Source organism: Paraburkholderia sp. USG1 (assembly GCF_031570135.1).
Classification (GTDB): domain Bacteria; phylum Pseudomonadota; class Gammaproteobacteria; order Burkholderiales; family Burkholderiaceae; genus Paraburkholderia; species Paraburkholderia dioscoreae.
Genome location: NZ_JAMWXW010000053.1, coordinates 1 through 16,958 on the forward strand (window position 1 = coordinate 1; position 16,958 = coordinate 16,958).

Consider the following 16,958-nt stretch of genomic DNA (forward strand, 5'->3'; position numbering starts at 1 on the left):
AGACACTCTGGCAATAGTGTGGTCTGACTGCGTTGCGCACCCTCGACAAATCGCCCCATCTGCGCCTCTCGTTCAGCAGGTTGATTCAGTCTAGGTGATCACACGCGTTTTTACACGGCCTCGGCCGTTCGGCGCCCTCGGATCATTCATCGCCCCACACAGCGGTTGCTGCGCCGCACGAGCAGAAACCAACCATAAGAATCCGAATTCCCGATTGAAGGTGCGTGCAAGACGCAAATCCGCCGCGACGCAATCGTGCACGTGGAGATCTTCACCGCACACGCCCGTCGGGTAGAGGCAAGCCACGAGCAGGCACAGGTGATGACTGCACGATCGACGTTGTCGTCTGCCCGTACGCGAGAAAACGGTCGAGCAGTTCGTCCAGCCGCTCCAGCTTTGCCAGATGCGCCTTCAGAATGAAGCAGTCTTCGCCCGTGATGCGATGACACTCGCTCACCTGCGGCAGGGCTTGGGCGAGTTCGATGATCCTGCCCAGTTGCCCCGACATCGGCCTGATCCGGATGAACACCGTGACCGGCAGCCCAAGCGCCTCTGGATCGAGTTCGACGACGAACCGGCGTATCACGCCGCGCTCTTCGAGCCTCACCAGGCGTTCACGGACGGTCGGTGCGGATACGTGGAGCCGGCGCGCGAGCTCCGAAACCGACATCCGCGGATCGGCAAGCAGGAGCTTCAGCAACTCGACGTTGCGCGCGTCGGTCAGGAGCTGGGAAAGCATATCGCGCTTTTCTCCTTCGATTTGAAGGCAGATCCTATCGCCATCTTTCAATGTGGTATGGACTGGTGTCGCATCGCATGCGAACCTGCACGCATGAACGATATCAGAGCCGACCCGCCGCGCAATCTGTCGCGTTTCGTTCCACCCCAGCTTTTTTTCGTGGCGAGTGCGATCTTTCACTACCTGGGACCGGCCGGCGCAGTTCTGCTGTTCACCCATATCGCGCCAGCCGGCGTGGCCTGGCTGCGCATCGTCAGCGCAGCCATCGTGTTCGCCGCGTGGCGCCGACCCTGGCGCATCATCCCGCGCATCGGCGCGCCGGAACGCCTCGTGGTAGTGTCGCTCGGCGTCGTCCTGGCGACCATGAACATCGTGTTCTATCTGGCGCTCGCGCGTCTACCGCTCGGTACGGTCGCCGCAATCGAATTTCTCGGTCCGGTGGGCGTCGCTGCCTGGGGAACCCGCACTTCGCGTAACGTCCTGGCGCTTACGCTCGCGCTGGCTGGCGTAGCATTGCTGACGCGGGTACACATTGTCAGCGATCTGCCTGGCTATGCGTTCGCGTTCGCAAACTGTGCGCTTTTCGTGTTGTACGTCGTCCTCGGACACCGGATCGCATCGAGCAGAACGGCCAGCGGCATCGACCTGCTCGCGCTGGCGATGAGCGTGGCGGCCGTGGTCGCGCTGCCGGTGGGATTCGATGACGCGGCTCCTGCCTTTGCGTCCATTACACTGCTCGGTGCCGCCGTTGCCGTGGGCGTGTGCTCGTCGGTCGTTCCCTATGTCTGCGATCAGCTCGCCATGGCGCGACTTCCGTGCGCAAGCTTCGCGTTGATGCTCTCGCTCTTGCCGGCGACCGCTGCTCTCATCGGCGTTGTCGTGTTGCACCAGCTTCCGACGCCATCGGAGACGGCGGGAATTGCAATCGTCATTGCCGGTGTGGCGTTGCATCGGACACGCGAGGCTGCCTGAACGCGAGGCCTCGCCCCGGACGTGATCTGGCCAGTCACGCCAGTCGCAGGCTTTGCCGCCGGATCGGGTCACAGCGTTGCGAGAAGGGTCATGGCCGTTGTCCGGAACACTGCAAACGCTTCCGCAAATGTCGGCTTGGTGGATCCGTAGATCAGCGGCACCAGCACGTCGTCATATTCCTGGCGTGTCTGCTCTTCGGCTTCCGCAGCCGTTAATGCCGCCGTCATGCATTGCTTCGGATCTTCGACGAACCCCTTGTGAACCGGAAATTCCGCACGGTCGAAATCGACCAGATCCCTGAAATGAAGTGCAGCACGCTCAACCAGCGACGGGTCGGATTGGACAATGCAATAGGTATCGTAGATGTGACGAACCAGGGCACTGTCCCATTTATCCCGTAGACCGGCGCGATGCTCGGCATGCCGGCGCAGGAAGGACAACACCTTTTCGGCCAGGGTCTCCTCGATTGCGATACAGGTCATCGCGAAGACGTCCCCCTGCCGTCCAGCGAGCTGGTCGGCCAGATACCCGATTGTTTTTTGCCTCGTCTCAAAGCGCGGGGAACGTACCGTGAACTCGAGACTCAGATGCGGCCGCAAGCTGCCGTGAGCAGCGTACCGAGTTTCGTAAAGCCAGCCTGATGCGAAGTAGCGGTTTTCGTTCAAAGCGCGCTTCTCGTCCTCTACGATGACGAAACCCAATGCGCCCATCGAGTCAATGACGGCTTCCTTCAGTTTGCCAAGGTGGATTCTCTGGGCACTTTTCGACAGCCCATGCCCTTCATCCAGCACCACCTTCAGGTCCACATCTTCGGACATGCGCTCAATCAGGCCATACGCCTTCGACAGACTCGTTCCGCCACAGAACACGAACTGCACGTGCGGATGCTGCAGCCTGGACAGGGCATGCAACGCATCGGTAACGTGAACGTCCTTCTCAAGGACAGCCGCAGAGAGGTTTCCGGCCTGCCCCTCTGCCACAAGCGCGTCAATGAGCTCCTTCTGCGCGCCCGGGATTGTTTTCATACTGTACGGTTTTCTTTCCAAAACCCAGTTTCCGGACAATGCGGCGATTGCCCGTATTGATCACGCCACCAGCCGGCACCTGGGTCGTCTTGCCGGAGTTGTACCGTTGCGCCTGCCTCGAAGGATAAATCTTCACTCCCATCCTGGTGAGCGCCTGCTCGGCAAGGATCTCCACGGGCTGAACCGGGATGGGCATGCCCGACAGGGCGCTTCGCTTTGCTTTTGCGTATACCCCGACGCCAAGCTTCACGATCACGCCGTCATCCACGAGTTTGCGCAGCGCGCGGCCAACCTGCGCTTCGCTCCCGAAACGCGCAAAGTCCGTCCGCAGGAACACATCCGTTGCCTGTCTGGCAATTGATATCTTCAGCTTGTTTTCCAGGTACACGACTAGCTCCAATCACCAAGTCTGCCAAATTTCCATGCCAAATATATGATTAAAATGGAAAATGTCAAGCAAACACCGATCATTGAATAGTATACCATCGCGCTATGCCCAGGTTCCTTTACGCTGCGGCTGCCGGGACTCAGCCGCTCTGCGAGAACCCAACTAGGCCCGCGAGATCAGACCCGACATTCAACCCCAATAAAACATACGGTACACCGGGCGCCCCATCCTCCGCCCAGAATTTCTGCCTGTACACGTTCCGTTTACGTCAGGAACGATTGGACAGCTTTCTCCACACGGGCGGTGACATCCTCCAGCCGAATCGCAGCAGGGCCTGCGCTTTGTCCGCGCCAGATGACTGGACGACCCCGGATCGGCAAGATCATCAGGCTGGACGAGCCACGATTTTGAGCGCCGATATCCTCAGCCCGCCCCCTGGCTGGCCTGCGCCTGGAGGCCAGCAAGCTGCGCAAGCGCATCGGCGGCGCGCTCAACCGGCACAAAGATGTGATCGTGAAATACCGCGGCAACGACATTGCAACTGATGCTGGCCCGGGTCAGCGCCCCGGCCACCGCAGCAGTCAGTCCGACCGCCTGCAGATCAGAGTGCACGGTCAACGTGATCCAGGCCGCCCGGAAGAGCACGGGCAGTCCTTCGCGCAGCGCCGTCGGCTCATCGATGATGACGGTTAACCCCTCGCGCTCCCGGAACGTGGCCACGGGAGCCAGGTGCGAAATCCCGGTATCGGGCTCGATGGTGGAGAAGACCCAGGTCCCATCGTTCAGTTCGGGCTGCATGGACGCAAGCAACTGCTCAAGGTTCGAAACTGGTTGGCTCACTGTGCTCCCTGGGTAAGAAGAGGGGAAATCGGGCGGTTGTACCGGCTCGCGTCGTTGCCAGCCGTACCCAACCTCATATATGGAACTATTGTGACCGAATCCAGTGAACAAATGATGTTGCGAAAGTCCAGCCCCGGCGGACCGCAAGCCAGTTGTGCCCGGGAGCGCCTGCCAGAGACGACATCGGATATCCGAAACATTGAACGGCAAAGGGCCTCGGGCCAGCGCTTCAGTCCATCGAAATGCCAGCACGACCACCCGTGGTTGCCAGGTCGCGGCAAGGCACCCGAACCAGTCACGAACATAACGTATTACACATATTTTTAGTTTTCAAGTCCTTCTTTGCTTTCAGCCGTCACCGCACACTTGGCGCATTTGAGGGCGGGAGCAGCGGTGACAAGGCAGCAAGACGAGCAGGAACATCTCATCAGGGCGATAGGCAAGGCCATCGCCCGCCGGCGCAAGGCGCTCGGTCTGACCCAGGAACAATTGTCTGAAGCCGCCGGCCTTGCCCAGGCGTCGCTCTCGCACATCGAGCGCGGCGTCACCTCACCCAGCATCGAGCGCCTGGCACAACTCGCCGGCATTCTTGAATGCCGTCTCTCGGACTTTCTCGGGGAAGCCGGCACGGGTCCCGCTGATCGGGCCGTGCGCATCCATCAGAAGCTCTCCGGACTCAGTCCGATACAGCAGGATGCACTGGAACGGCTGATGGATGAAGCCATCGTTCTTGCAATAAATGGGCGCCCTGCGCTCAAACGTCGCTCGCGCAAGCAGCATCCCTGACTCCTTCGCCAGCCGTCTGCGTTGTCCCGGGTTCTGTTTTTAACGTCAGTCACACCCCTTCACCAGTTAGCGGGTACGCAATCCCACGTGACAACTCTAGGGCCGCGGCTCCTATCCGCAAACACCATAAGGAAGTCAGCAGACAACAACCTGGACCTCCGCCGGTCCAGGAGAGCGGCTGGGCTCACCTCCCCTTATTGCACCCGTCTCCTGCGCAGGATTTTGACGAACCTCCATGACGTCGTGATCCATCGTGAGATCAACTCTCGTCTGGTGATATTGGTAAGAACTACGAAGAAAATGCAGGGTAAAAGATCTTGATTTTTCGATCTCTCCGGCTATGATTTGCGATTGAAGTCGCCTGCTGGAGCGTATCCAGTACCGTTTGCCGTACCGTCGCTCGTGCGACACCTTTTGCGGTTACGCTTCGTCCCGCTGTCTGGACCACCGCAGGTCTCACTGACCGGAAGCTTCCTCTCTTGCCTGTCTGGGGAATCACCATTCCCCGACACGGGCACTGGCGATTCCCCTTTTTTCGTTCTGGAGAATCGCCATGAATCAGCCTGTCGAACCCCGCAAGTATTTTGATCTTCACCTTCGTGGCCTCGGGTATCTTTCCCGTGTCCGCGACGTTACGGCCAAAAGCAATGGCCGCAGCAAGGCCAAACCCTTCCTCGCATGCGCCATTTCGGCATTTCATGGCGACCCCAACGTCGAAAATGGCATCGTCTACCTGCCCCTCGATCTGATCGTCTCGGGTGAAAAGGCAAAGGAGGCAGTCCGGTCGGTCATGGACGACGCCAACGATCCGGACACAAAAGTCCTCGTCGCTTTCCGCTCTGGCGACCACTACATCCGGACGTTCGAGCGGACCGGCAACCGCGCGGGTGAAACCGGCGCGGTTCTCAAGGGCCGTCTGCTCAAGCTCTTCTGGATCAAGGTCGATGGCGAGGAGGTATATCGCGACGAAGGCGAAGACACCGAAGCCGACGCCGATGCCTCACCTGAAACCGTCAACCGCGAACCGGCAACATCGGAACAACCCGAAGAGCGCGGCGTTTCCGGGACCGAAGCGCCGGAAAACCGTCATGAGACCGTCCAGTCCAGTGAAGACATTTCGGAAACCGGACATGGTGCACCGCGTACGAACCGCTACCCGCCACTGCGTCGTAATAGCAGCGGAACCGTCCGCCGGCCCGCAGCCAGCGACCGGTAAACGGCCATCGTCCCCTCATCGTCGCTATTCCCCGCTTCGCGCGGGGACTCCGCTCTCACGCCCGGCCATCGCGCCGGCTTTCCACAGCGATGACCCGATCGCTGCGGAAAACCGGTGTCGATTCCGCCCATCATCAGCTGGGTCCACGGCGGCCCTGTTGCGCCGTGCCGTTTGCGACGGACCGATTGTCCTGAGCGCGGACATGGGCCTGGCAGTTCACCCACTGCCAGGCGTTATGCGTGATTCGCCTGATGGCCAATGACGCATGAGTCTTTCACTGCCAGCCTGCCAGTTGCAGGCTCGACCATCGCCACGTCACGGCGATAGCCCACAGCTGCTTCCGGTGCCTTCGTCTGCACGGCTGTCCCGGTGCCATCAAGGTACCCGGTCCGGAATCACTTTCTTCCCCGTTGGGGCGTTCGCGCGCCCGACGGGCCCGGATGCCCCTTTTTTCTTCAAGGAGCATCCGATGTCCATCCTGCAACCTGTAGTTCCACATCCGGCACGGACATACCTGGTCGCCCACAGCCTCTGCGCAGGAGCATGACCATGGGTATGGACGTCATTGGCCGCTCACCCGTTTCCGAAACGGGTCGATATTTCCGCAACAACGTCTGGTGGTGGCACCCGCTCTGGCAATACTGCGGGCTGATCGCACCCGACATCATCGCCAAGGGCAATCCGGGTCACTCCAACGATGGCTGGGGGCTCGGCCACCGGGCTTCCGTCGCACTGGCCGCACGCCTCGATTCCGCGATCAGGGAGGGACACACGGCAGCCTACGAACAGGCCCGCCAGGAATACCTCGCCTCCCTGCCGCTAACGCCGTGTGACATCTGCGGCGCAACGGGCAAGCGGGCAACGCCGCCCGCCATTGGTCCGGGCGAACTGCCCTGCAACGGTTGCAGCGGCACGGGAAGCCAGCCCAACTTCGAAACGAACTATCCGTTCAGCGTGGAGAACGTACGCGAGTTCGCGGCGTTCCTGCATGACTGCGGAGGTTTCCGCATCTGCTAGGCACACCACCTGGCTGACACACTCACCTTCGCGGGAACCTTCCCGCGGAAGGCTCCCGCTATTTACCGGGAGTTTCTCATGGACCTCAATCCCTCTCTTGCCCAGCTCTCGACAGTCCTGCGAGTTACCGGCGCAGTATCCGCCACTGCGGAATATGCCGGCTACGGTGACTCGGGAGACCATTTCGAAATCGCGATCCAGTGCCCAGCCAATCCGGCCGGGAGCGCAGACACAACTGAACCCAGGTCAATTAACTCAAACAGCCTAGATTGCCCCGACTTCGACGCCAGGTTCGAAAACCTCGTCTGGGACGCTGTCACCGTCGCCGGTCACGACGGCTGGGAAAACAACGAAGGCGGCGGCGGCACATTTACGCTCCTTCCGGATGGCACCGCCACTCTTGAGCACTACGACAACGTCGAGAACTCGAACGAGTCCACGCACGAATTCGGCACGGACAGCGAGCTCGCCGCCGCGCTCATTGCTGTTGGCACTACGCTGCGCTCTGTTGGCGCCCTTTCCGTTACCGTCGAATACAACGGATACGGCGATTCCGGTGGAGTCGAGACGATCACGCTGCAATGGCCAGATGCGCCGGGAACACCACCCGCCTCGGTTGCGATACCCAACCTCGACTACGACTCTTCCGCATCCTCCACCACCGACGGAGAATCGATGCCGGACATCGAGGAGCGCCCGTTCAACGACGCCATCGAGAACCTGCTTTACGACGTGATAGAACTTTCCGGTCATAGCGGCTGGGAAAACGACGGCGGTGGTAACGGCATTTTCACTGTTCACGCCGACGCCACCGCAAGCCTCGAGCATTGCGATAACTTCACCGATATCGTAAAAAGCTCGTACACCTTCGGCACCCGCAGTAACGACGCGCCCGGGGGAGATTGGTCATGAACCAACCCCCTCTTCGATCGGCCAACATATCACTGGCCGCATGGCCTGGCGTGGGCTTCGAGGATGCCGTGGCGGAAGCAATCCACAGGCCGCCGCGCGAACCGTTGCTGGGTACGCTGAAGTCCGATCACATTCAGCTCTGCCCTCAAAACCGCGGTGTCCTGACGCCAGAACTTGCTCAGGACCTGCGCCATCAATTTCCCCGAACCCGCTTTCGTCTTCACGCAAACGTCCGCGTGCTCACCGAGCGGTATCTGTACGACTGGTGCGACTGGAATTCCGCTGATCGCTACTGGAGCGCACTGGCCTCCACAAACCGCGCGCTCGATGCGCACGGGTATGTGGCTCACGCGGGACGGCGTGACCGCTGCTCACTGGCAGCACTCTTCGACAATGCCCGCCGGGCCTCTGATGTATTCGGCTGCCCGGCCGGCATCGAGGGGCACTACCCAACACGCGACAACGTCTTCCTCATTTCGGACTGGGACGAATACCACGCGCTCTTCGAATCTGGTGTGCCATACGCATTGGATCTGTCGCACCTGAACATTCTCGTTTTCCGTAGCCGACGCTGTGAGCGCACGCTGATTCAGGAGATGCTCGCGTGCGAGCGCTGTATCGAGGTCCACCTCTCCGCCAACGACGGGTTGCGCGATCAGCATCGTGTGCTCGAACAGGAACCGTGGTGGTGGCCGTTGCTTGAACACGTGCGCGACGGCGCAGTAATTTTCAGCGAAGGCAATCAACGCGTGCGGCGTTGATTGCCTTCCAATGACAGAAGAGTTCGCACACGCCGCGGGTCCTGCCCCCGGCATGGGCTGCGTGGTACCGAACGTTCTTTTCAACCCAGCGGAAGTGTTTGCTCCCCGCCTAAGAGCAGCATTCTCCGCGCCACTACCTGGAGGATGTCATGGCAAACACAACCGGGCCAGAGCGCCGCGACGAGATTCAGCGCCAGCTCGCGGAATACGGCTTCCGTATGGAATACGACCCGGGCTCGATCCCCGGCGAAGGACACTGCCTTGTCAGCATCGAGACCGGGGAAATCGCCGATGACCCACCCGAGACCATCACAGACCTAGCTGAAGAGTGGTCCAGGCTGACCGACGATGAGGAAGGCACCTGACCTCGTTGGTCAAGCTTCGAATCCGTCGGCATCCAATCCATCCTGTCGCACGCCCGTCTGCACGACCGGCATCAACGTTACTCAACCCACGCGGGGAATGCGCCTCCCCAGCTGGGTCAGCCGTCCTCCGCATTTTTTTGGAGGATGCAATGAATCACAACACCGATACCCAACGGATTTCTGCGACACCGGTCGACGAGAGCGCACGCATGGATATGCTGCCGCGCTACTTTGGGCAGCACATGATCCGGGCCGAGATCACGGTCTACACCGCCATGGAATCGCTCTGCGAAAGCTACTGCGGTGGATTCTGGGACTACTTCGAACTTTCGAACGACGCGTTCTACATGGCGCCGCGTCTCGACGGTCCGCTGTCCATCAGTTGTGATGGCAACGGCTGGTCCGGCGAGATGAGCGCGGACGCTGCCGGTATCGTCGCCTGCCTGTTTGCACTGAACGCGATGGCATGGTCGACGGAAAATCCGCGCTTTGCACAACTCTATGACCGTCTGCTCGCGTTTGCGGATCAGCATGCCGAAGCGGGTGCGATCTACGCCGCCATCGATTGACAGCCTGGACTGCCTTCAACCTGCGCCGTTTCTTCGGCGCGCTCCCGGCGGGACACCACGCTCCCGTGTGGAGAACCGTGTCCCGGCTGACCCAAGCGAGGACATCATGGGATGGCTTTTTGGACATGGGCAGGCCCGTTCGCAACTGATCGAACGCCTGACCCGCGATGAAGAACACGACGGCACCACGCGGCATTGTCTGCGTCATTGCGCGAGTGGCAATGTGCTTTGGACGGTATGGGAGATCCACCGCCCGGATGACGTTCCCTTCCGCTACATCGGCTGCGATCTGATGGCATACGACCGGAGCTGTGCGGGATGGGGCTACAAGGATCTGTGCGAGGAAATGGAACCGTTCTATTACTCCTGCCCCCTCGCCTATCTCGACATGGTGCCACCTGCGGCTCCCGCGTGGCGGGAGCAGGTCCGGGCCTGGCATGCCGCACGTAGGCGCGCAGTCGCCATCGGCGACACACTCACGTTCGGCGGCCTGTCCATCACCCAAGCCGTCGTCGTCGGCAAACGTGGACGGACCTGGATCATGGAGTGCAATGGCAACCGCTATGCCTTACCGCCGCGGATGCTACGGTACATCGTTGACCAGTACCCGGCCTCCGGGCCCCTGGCCTCAGCACCGAACTGATACCCACTGCGGATGCGCCAGGCCACGGGGCCTGGCGCATCCCGAAGCACTAGCCGAATGGCGGTGCTTCGGGATCGTTTTCCCCGTCGGTCTGCCGGATGCAGACCCGCCCGTCGCCACGTAGCGCGACTCCCTTGCAGCCATTTCCGGCGTCTTCGTCTGCGCGGCTGCACGTCCGGCATCGGACATCCGGAACTTCTCACATTCCCAACCGGCGGGTCATCGTGCCCGTCAGGGACAGGACCTGCCTCTTCCCGTGGAGGCATCATGATCACGATCCCTGGCACGCTCGACGTGCGCACCATCAAAGGCAGCAACGGTCCATTCCAGGTCGGTGAACTGACAACATCCGTCGGCGACTTCAAGGTCAAGGACAAGATGCTCGAACAGTTCGAACCGGGTGCGTACACCGGTACGTTCCTGATCGACAGGATCTATCCGCACAGCTACGTCTGGTACGGCAAGGTCACCGTCGAAATCCGCGCCCGCCTCGCCGACGTACAGCTCGATAACGACGAACCACTCGGCAGCCCCGACGCCGCGCCTCCTTCGATCGAACCGGATCCGGCCGATGAAGAGCGTCGGGTGGCAGCCGTTGCAGCAACCGCCGACGCACTGCCCGAAGCAAACGCCGCCACGGAGCCGGAAACGGAAAGCGCTGACGAGCTTCGTCTGCCCGATCTCTTCGGCGCGGAGCTGGCCGATGCCATCCTGGCAGGAGAACCGGTCCGGCTCGATTCGACCGTCGAGCGCAGCGTGCTGCGTCGTCAGCGCGACGAGCTCGACGCCTATGGCTATACGTTCCAGGCATCCACCCAGACGTGGTTCAGGTCCTGAACCACGCCATCACCGCGGATGTGCGCGCTGTTGCGTACATCCCCGCGTCCTTTCTGTGTGTCCCTTCTGAGGAGGCCCTCAACCATGGCCCTGATCTTCCCCCGTCTCGCGAGAAATTTCGTGAAAAACGGATACTTCCCAACCGATGCCGTGACACTCGAACGGATCGTCCCTGCCCTTGCGCTGGCAGAACCCGACAAACCTGCGCGGCTTCTCGATCCGTGCTGCGGCGAAGGTGCCGCACTGCACGACCTGAAAGCGGCGCTCTGTTGCCACGAGGCGTCGCCCACTAGTGTGCGGGCATACGGCGTCGAGTACGACCTCGAGCGCGCATGGCACGCGAAAAGCGTGCTCGATACGGTGGCGCATGCCGATGTGCACGACATGTTCATCACCGCCCGCAGCATGGGACTGCTCTTTCTCAATCCGCCCTACGGCGATGTCGTTTCCGACAAGGCACACACGGGTGAGCGGCAGTTCAACCGGCTCGAAAAGGTCTTCTACCAGAAGACCGTTCCGTGGCTCGCCTTCGGCGGCGTGCTGGTCCTGATCGTGCCGCACTACGTGATTGACCGCGAGTTTGCAACGATGGTCTCGCGCAACTTCTCGCACGTCGAGGTGTTTCTCGCCCCCGACCAGACGTTCAAACAGCTCGTCCTGTTCGGTATCAAGCGCCGCACGGACGGCATTGACGCGACTGTCGCGGCCCGGCTCGCGCAGATCACAGGCGACGAACTGCCGCCCGAGCTTCCGCAGTTCTGGTCGGCCCGGCCCTACGCCATCCCGAGCGGGACAGGCGAAAGTGCATTCGTTGCTACCCGAATCGACGCCCCGCAACTCGAGCAGGAAGTAGAACGGCTTGAGCACGCCACGCTCTGGCCTCAGTTCGCATCAATGTTTGCATCGGAATCCGTTGCTCCACGCAGGCCACTGCGCGACCTCTCGGACTGGCATCTTGCCCTCGCGCTGGCTGCCGGTCAGATCTCCGGCGTCGTCACCGGGCAGGACGGTACGCGTCTGCTCATCCGCGGGGACACGATCAAGCGCAAGGAGCAGGAAGTGCAGATCGAGGAAACCGACAAGGGCGACATCCGCACCACGATCCTGATGCGCGACCGGTTCGTGCCGACCATCGCCGGGATCGATTTCACCCCCGGCCCGAATCTGGGCCGCATCGTGACGATCAGCTAGCGCGGCATCGTCTTCGGTAACCCTGTGGGGCTTTGCCCCGCAGGGGGCAGGTTCCGCCTTCAACAGGAGAACAGCATGAATACCCTGCCTGATGGAACCGGCGCAGGCCTCGCTGCCTACATGGTCGGCTACACGCTGGACCATGCGCATCGCGTCGTGGTCGGCATTCGCGCGACGAGCCCTGAAGCAGCCTGTGCCATTGTGCGCGCGGCATTCAACGCCGGCACGTTATGGGATAACCCGCCCGACATGCCGCTGCTTTACGACGACTACGAGGAACTCGATGGACAGGTCCTCCGGTTCGATGCGACGGCCGTCCCGGCCTGGCCGGAGGCTCACCCCTCGGTGCGCGCAGCTCGATTGCGCGCGGCGGCGGACCTCCTCCTCGCATTCGCGCGACTTGTCGATACGCGAGCACTGCCGGCTGACACAATCGCATCCTGGCATCCGGAAGCGCTCGTTGGACTTTCACTGACAGCGGGCCAGCTTCACGCGCTGCGCGGGCTGCTCGCCACCCTGGCGGATCTATAACACCGTACTGCGAACACTCTCCCCACGCACCCCACCGGGGTGCTTTCCAGGTACAGCGCACCAATGACGCTGCGGTGTACCTGGAAAGCACCTTGCAGAAGCAGTCAGCTTTCCCGCTGTTTCCCGTTGGTTTGCCGGTTGCCAACCCGTTGTCGCACGTCACGCGACGCCCTGATGCAGCACCTTCCGGCGCCTTCGTCTGCGCAGCTGCGGTCCATCCGGACACGGAATGTCCTCCCCCCCTCCGGGACTGCACCCGGCGGGTGCCTCCCGGAACTTTCCCGAGGAGCCCGCCATGCTCTACCCGATCCTGGAACTGCAGGACATCTTCGTCGATGCCTGCGTCCGCGCCCCGACGAGCGAACTGATGTTCCTCTCGGCCTTCGGCCGCGACGGTTCCGTCCAGCAACTTTATGCCTCCCTCCATCTCGGCATGCAGGAAGGCGGCCTCCAGCGCGTCACGATACTTGACCCCACATCGCGAAAGCCGATCGCTGCCATCCCCATCGGTGACCCGAAGCGCCTCGACAAATTCAGCGGCCGCCTGCCGAAGGACAACCTCTTCGGCAACCTCGTGCACACGTGGATCTTCGACGAGATCCTGCTGAAACCCTCCCGCGCTACGGGCACAGCGTGGTTGCTGCTTGACCGGCACAGCCAGTCCGACGAGGCGGCATGGGTCGCCACCCGGACCTGGTCACTTGTCACACAACTGAGCCCCGTGCCCCTGTTGCCGCACTGGCGCGAACGCGTGCTCAACGAGCTGGCCGACGAACTGGTGACAGACCTCTCACAGACTGCCAGTGCTCCCATCGGCCGTCTCTTTGCATCCGTAACCTCACTGCCCGAAGCCTTCCCGCAGACGCTCTCCGCACTGGTCCGCAGCGGTGATCTCACCCTTGAGCACGACATCGGTACGAGCTGACCGTTACGCACTGTCAATGCGCACTGACGCTTCCTTCCTTTTTTAACCTGCGGGATCTGCCTGTCCCACGGGATGGCTGCCCGCTCAACCAGGAGCCAGTCATGGCCAACAACTATTACGACGCCACCGGCGTCCTCATGCTGGACCGTGTCACCCCCGTCATCTCCGCACTGTTCGGTGCCTTCTGACTGGCCCGGCGACGGTCAGGCTTACATCGCCAGGATCTCCGAAGAAAATGACCCGGACTGGAATGACATCCGCGACGGGCTGACGCGTCTCGCCGCGCAGCTTGACCTGCCCTGCCCCGAAGAAGATGACCTCACGATCGATGCACTCCTGAGGCTGCTCGCGGGACATTTCCATGTCGACAACGACGATGGACTGAACGCACTGATCGATGCCCGCTCATTCAAAGATGCGGCCGATCTCGAAACGTTATTTGTGATCGCGATCTCCCTCGATGACGGTCACGGCCTGCGTGCGATCCAGCTCGAAGGTTGCTGGCACTGCAGCAAGCCCCGCCTGTTCGAGTTCGGCGGCGACGGCGCCTTCATCAGCCGTGAGATCATCCACTATGGCAACACCCGCCAGCCGATCGAGTTCGGGAGCCGCCTGCGCGAGGCACTGATTGCAGGCGACCTCGATACCGCGACTGCCATGCTCGCCACGATGGTTAGAAAAACGCTCGCCGGGATCACCGACGCCAGCGCTCGCGATGCGCTCGCCGTCCAGCTTGCGACTCTGCTTCGCGAAACCGGTGGCGAAGCCTGACCCACCTGCCGCAACCCGGGCTACCGCCCTTCCTGCTTTCTCAACCCACGCGGGGAAACACCCTTCCCGCCAGGGGTCCAGGTGTCTTTCCGCGTCTGCTCTTCAGACAAGGAGTACACGATGGATACGCTTCAATCAACCCTGGAATCGCTCGCCGGAACACAGACCGATGCAGCAGAGGAAGATACCTCCGTGATCGCGCTGCCGAATTTCATCGCGAATTTTGGCGCAGGCCTGCTCGAAGCCGTTCGCGAGCAGAATCCCTCCGTCTATGACGGACAGCGTGATCCGCGCTGGGACGCACTGCTCGATTCCCTCTCGCGTCAGCCTTTCCCCGCGCAACGCGAGGTCATCCATGCGATCACCACCCTGCTCACCCACCATGCACCGGGCGGCATCATCAATGCGGAGATGGGTACCGGCAAGACGCTGATGGGCATCGGCGTTGCGGTCCTGCTTCATCACTGCGGCTTTCCGCGCACGCTTGTCATCGCCCCGCCCCACCTCGTGTACAAGTGGCGACGCGAAATCAAAGCCACGGTGCCCGGCGCACGCGTGTGGATCCTCAACGGCCCGGACACACTGCGCAAGCTGCTCCAGTTGCGTGTGATGCAAACCAGGCCCGCCGTGCCGGAGTTCTTTATCCTCGGACGCGTACGCATGCGCATGGGTTTCGACTGGAAGCCCGCCTTCGCTCGCCGTGTCGCAACACTCGACATGGAAACCGACGCGATCACGCGCGTCTTTGCCTGTTGCCCTTCATGCGGTGAGTTCGTGTGCGATGAGGACGGCAATCCGCTCACGCCCACCCTGGCTCGCGCCGCACTCAATGAAAAGCGTCGGGCGTGCAATTGCGGCGAGCGGTTGTGGACGCTGGCGCCCAAAGGCCAGGGCACCCGATCGATGCGAGAACTCGTCAAGGGCGCACTGCTGCAAATGCCCACCGTCGGCGAAAAAACTGCCGAGCGTCTGCTCTCTCGCTTTGGCGAATCAATGCTCGCCGACATGCTTCAGGATAATCTGTTTGAGTTCATCAACCTGATGGACGACAGGGGCGAGCTCGTATTCTCGGACCGCCAGGCGAAACGCATGGAACGTGCCCTCGCCCATACCGAAATCTCGTTTGGACAAGGCGGCTATCAGGCGTCCGAGTTCGTCAAACGTTACCTTCCTCAAGGGTACTTCGGCTTGCTAATTGCAGACGAAGGTCACGAATACAAGAACGAGAACTCCGCCCAGGGGCAGGCAATGGGTGTGCTCGCGCGCAAGGCATCGCGCACGCTTCTGCTCACCGGCACATTGATGGGCGGATACGCCGACGATCTCTTTCATCTTCTGTACCGCCTTAACCCGTCTATGCTGATCGAAGACGGGTTCAACTACACCGCGAATGGCTCGATGAGCAGTGCGACGATGGCCTTCATGCGTGAGCATGGCGTACTCATCGACATTCACAAGCAGACCGATGAAGGCTCACATCGCACTGCCAAAGGAGAGAAGCGGACGGTCTCGACGGTCAAGGGCCCGGGCTTCGGTCCGAAAGGCATTATGCGCTACGTGGTGCCGTACACCGCCTTCCTCAAGCTTTCGCAGATCGGTCAGAGCGTCCTGCCACCTTACGATGAATCCCTGCTGCCGGTCAGCATGTCGGAAGACATGGCGGGTGCGTACCGCACACTCGAATTCAGCCTGATGTCGGAGCTGCGCGCGGCACTCCGACGAGGTGACAAGAGCCTGCTCGGTGTCGTGCTCAACGTGCTGCTGGCATGGCCCGAATGCTGTTTCCGTCCCGAGATCGTGCGGCATCCTCGCACGAAGCAGATCCTCGCGTCTGTCCCGGCGTTACTGCGCGAGGATGAACCCGGTCCCAAGGAAGCAGCACTACTGGCGCTCGTTCGCGGCGAACTGCTCAACCGCCGTCGCACGCTCGTCTACACGACATACACCGGTACGCGCGATACGTCGGTACGCCTTCGCAATCTCTTCGACGCCGTAGGTGTAAAGGCAGCGGTACTCCGGGCTAGCGTCGCTGCGGAAAAGCGTGAGGACTGGGTCGCTGACCAGCTCGAGCGTGGCGCCGAGGTGATCATCACCAACCCTGAACTCGTCAAGACCGGTCTGGATCTGCTCGAATTCCCGACGATTGCCTTTCTCCAGTCGGGCTACAACACCTACACGCTCCAGCAGGCCGCACGCCGGAGCTGGCGCATCGGCCAGACACTCGACGTCATCGTGCGGTTTCTCGCCTACGAGGCCACGGCCCAGATACGGTGCCTGAAGCTGATGGGACAGAAGATTGCCGTCTCGCAATCAACTTCCGGTGACATGCCGGAGTCTGGCCTCGACATTCTCAACCAGGGTGGCGAAAGCATCGAGGTCGCACTTGCAAGGCAACTGGTGAGCCAGGAATAGCCCAACCGCATGCCACTTTCTCCTTTAACCCGTCAGGGCAACCCGACCGGACTGCCCT

General features: G+C 61.4%; 19 protein-coding genes. 15 read left to right on the forward strand and 4 right to left on the reverse strand.

Translation table 11 applies throughout. The features are described 5' to 3' along the window. Nucleotides 1-271: 271 nt before the first annotated feature. Nucleotides 272-739 (reverse strand): Lrp/AsnC family transcriptional regulator, encoded by a 468-nt coding sequence (locus NE850_RS38115; protein ID WP_310700262.1) that lies wholly within the window; start codon nucleotides 737-739, stop codon nucleotides 272-274. Between the two features lie 93 nt (nucleotides 740-832). On the opposite strand from NE850_RS38115, the gene NE850_RS38120 reads away from it, so the two are divergent. Continuing rightward, the gene (locus NE850_RS38120) at nucleotides 833-1,711 is read left to right on the forward strand and encodes an EamA family transporter (protein WP_310700263.1); all 879 of its coding nucleotides are present in this window, start codon (nucleotides 833-835) and stop codon (nucleotides 1,709-1,711) included. 68 nt (nucleotides 1,712-1,779) lie between these two features. Here the strand turns inward: NE850_RS38120 and NE850_RS38125 are convergent, their stop codons facing one another. The 3 genes from NE850_RS38125 to NE850_RS38135 form a co-directional block, all read right to left on the reverse strand. Then, nucleotides 1,780-2,736 carry a nucleotidyl transferase AbiEii/AbiGii toxin family protein gene (locus NE850_RS38125; protein WP_310700264.1) on the reverse strand — a complete coding sequence of 319 codons (957 nt, stop codon included), beginning with the start codon at nucleotides 2,734-2,736 and terminating at the stop codon, nucleotides 1,780-1,782. After that, nucleotides 2,699-3,124, reverse strand: a complete 426-nt coding sequence (locus NE850_RS38130; protein ID WP_310700265.1) for a DUF6088 family protein — start codon at nucleotides 3,122-3,124, stop codon at nucleotides 2,699-2,701. Before NE850_RS38130 ends, NE850_RS38125 begins: the two co-directional genes overlap by 38 nt. A 423-nt stretch (nucleotides 3,125-3,547) precedes the next feature. After that, a complete protein-coding gene (locus NE850_RS38135) occupies nucleotides 3,548-3,964 on the reverse strand; it encodes an ACT domain-containing protein (protein ID WP_310700266.1) in 417 nt (138 codons plus the stop codon). A 342-nt stretch (nucleotides 3,965-4,306) separates the two neighbouring features. Between NE850_RS38135 and NE850_RS38140 the strand changes: the two genes are divergently transcribed. The 14 genes from NE850_RS38140 to NE850_RS38205 all read left to right on the forward strand — a co-directional run bounded on the left by NE850_RS38140 (nucleotide 4,307) and on the right by NE850_RS38205 (nucleotide 16,900). Further along, the gene (locus NE850_RS38140; RefSeq protein ID WP_310700267.1) at nucleotides 4,307-4,750 is read left to right on the forward strand and encodes a helix-turn-helix domain-containing protein; all 444 of its coding nucleotides are present in this window, start codon (nucleotides 4,307-4,309) and stop codon (nucleotides 4,748-4,750) included. Between the two features lie 553 nt (nucleotides 4,751-5,303). After that, entirely contained in the window at nucleotides 5,304-5,966 is a 663-nt protein-coding gene (locus NE850_RS38145) for a DUF3577 domain-containing protein (protein WP_310700268.1), read from the forward strand. Nucleotides 5,967-6,515: 549 nt separating this feature from the next. Further along, nucleotides 6,516-6,983, forward strand: a complete 468-nt coding sequence (locus NE850_RS38150) for a hypothetical protein (RefSeq protein ID WP_310700270.1) — start codon at nucleotides 6,516-6,518, stop codon at nucleotides 6,981-6,983. A 78-nt stretch (nucleotides 6,984-7,061) separates the two neighbouring features. Continuing rightward, entirely contained in the window at nucleotides 7,062-7,895 is an 834-nt protein-coding gene (locus NE850_RS38155; protein WP_310700271.1) for a DUF6878 family protein, read from the forward strand. Nucleotides 7,896-7,945: 50 nt separating this feature from the next. After that, nucleotides 7,946-8,656, forward strand: coding sequence for a hypothetical protein (locus NE850_RS38160; protein WP_310700272.1), 711 nt, complete (start codon nucleotides 7,946-7,948; stop codon nucleotides 8,654-8,656). 149 nt (nucleotides 8,657-8,805) lie between these two features. Continuing rightward, complete coding sequence (locus tag NE850_RS38165) at nucleotides 8,806-9,021, forward strand: hypothetical protein (protein ID WP_310700273.1); 216 nt, start codon at nucleotides 8,806-8,808, stop codon at nucleotides 9,019-9,021. Between the two features lie 149 nt (nucleotides 9,022-9,170). Then, complete coding sequence (locus tag NE850_RS38170; RefSeq protein WP_310700274.1) at nucleotides 9,171-9,590, forward strand: antirestriction protein; 420 nt, start codon at nucleotides 9,171-9,173, stop codon at nucleotides 9,588-9,590. A gap of 106 nt (nucleotides 9,591-9,696) precedes the next feature. Beyond that, a complete protein-coding gene (locus NE850_RS38175) occupies nucleotides 9,697-10,233 on the forward strand; it encodes a hypothetical protein (RefSeq protein WP_310700275.1) in 537 nt (178 codons plus the stop codon). 267 nt (nucleotides 10,234-10,500) lie between these two features. After that, nucleotides 10,501-11,070, forward strand: coding sequence for a DUF3275 family protein (locus NE850_RS38180; RefSeq protein WP_310700277.1), 570 nt, complete (start codon nucleotides 10,501-10,503; stop codon nucleotides 11,068-11,070). 18 nt (nucleotides 11,071-11,088) lie between these two features. After that, nucleotides 11,089-12,261, forward strand: coding sequence for a DUF6094 domain-containing protein (locus NE850_RS38185; protein ID WP_310700278.1), 1,173 nt, complete (start codon nucleotides 11,089-11,091; stop codon nucleotides 12,259-12,261). Between the two features lie 75 nt (nucleotides 12,262-12,336). Beyond that, nucleotides 12,337-12,792 (forward strand): hypothetical protein, encoded by a 456-nt coding sequence (locus NE850_RS38190; protein WP_310700279.1) that lies wholly within the window; start codon nucleotides 12,337-12,339, stop codon nucleotides 12,790-12,792. A gap of 295 nt (nucleotides 12,793-13,087) precedes the next feature. Further along, a complete protein-coding gene (locus NE850_RS38195) occupies nucleotides 13,088-13,717 on the forward strand; it encodes a hypothetical protein (RefSeq protein WP_310700280.1) in 630 nt (209 codons plus the stop codon). Between the two features lie 177 nt (nucleotides 13,718-13,894). Next, complete coding sequence (locus tag NE850_RS38200; protein ID WP_310700281.1) at nucleotides 13,895-14,488, forward strand: hypothetical protein; 594 nt, start codon at nucleotides 13,895-13,897, stop codon at nucleotides 14,486-14,488. A 120-nt stretch (nucleotides 14,489-14,608) separates the two neighbouring features. Beyond that, nucleotides 14,609-16,900: a DEAD/DEAH box helicase gene (locus tag NE850_RS38205; protein ID WP_310700282.1), complete on the forward strand. Its 2,292-nt coding sequence runs from the start codon at nucleotides 14,609-14,611 to the stop codon at nucleotides 16,898-16,900. Nucleotides 16,901-16,958 lie beyond the last annotated feature (58 nt).

Bases quoted from the DNA above. Each gene is read 5' to 3' on its own strand.
- NE850_RS38190 (WP_310700279.1), top strand. From the start codon at position 12,337: ATGAATACCCTGCCTGATGGAACCGGCGCAGGCCTCGCTGCCTACATG.
- NE850_RS38120 (WP_310700263.1), top strand. From the start codon at position 833: ATGAACGATATCAGAGCCGACCCGCCGCGCAATCTGTCGCGTTTCGTT.
- NE850_RS38175 (WP_310700275.1), top strand. From the start codon at position 9,697: ATGGGATGGCTTTTTGGACATGGGCAGGCCCGTTCGCAACTGATCGAA.
- NE850_RS38115 (WP_310700262.1), bottom strand. From the start codon at position 739: ATGCTTTCCCAGCTCCTGACCGACGCGCGCAACGTCGAGTTGCTGAAG.
- NE850_RS38125 (WP_310700264.1), bottom strand. From the start codon at position 2,736: ATGAAAACAATCCCGGGCGCGCAGAAGGAGCTCATTGACGCGCTTGTG.
- NE850_RS38185 (WP_310700278.1), top strand. From the start codon at position 11,089: ATGTGCGCGCTGTTGCGTACATCCCCGCGTCCTTTCTGTGTGTCCCTT.
- NE850_RS38205 (WP_310700282.1), top strand. From the start codon at position 14,609: ATGGATACGCTTCAATCAACCCTGGAATCGCTCGCCGGAACACAGACC.
- NE850_RS38170 (WP_310700274.1), top strand. From the start codon at position 9,171: ATGAATCACAACACCGATACCCAACGGATTTCTGCGACACCGGTCGAC.
- NE850_RS38180 (WP_310700277.1), top strand. From the start codon at position 10,501: ATGATCACGATCCCTGGCACGCTCGACGTGCGCACCATCAAAGGCAGC.
- NE850_RS38195 (WP_310700280.1), top strand. From the start codon at position 13,088: ATGCTCTACCCGATCCTGGAACTGCAGGACATCTTCGTCGATGCCTGC.
- NE850_RS38165 (WP_310700273.1), top strand. From the start codon at position 8,806: ATGGCAAACACAACCGGGCCAGAGCGCCGCGACGAGATTCAGCGCCAG.
- NE850_RS38155 (WP_310700271.1), top strand. From the start codon at position 7,062: ATGGACCTCAATCCCTCTCTTGCCCAGCTCTCGACAGTCCTGCGAGTT.
- NE850_RS38150 (WP_310700270.1), top strand. From the start codon at position 6,516: ATGGGTATGGACGTCATTGGCCGCTCACCCGTTTCCGAAACGGGTCGA.
- NE850_RS38145 (WP_310700268.1), top strand. From the start codon at position 5,304: ATGAATCAGCCTGTCGAACCCCGCAAGTATTTTGATCTTCACCTTCGT.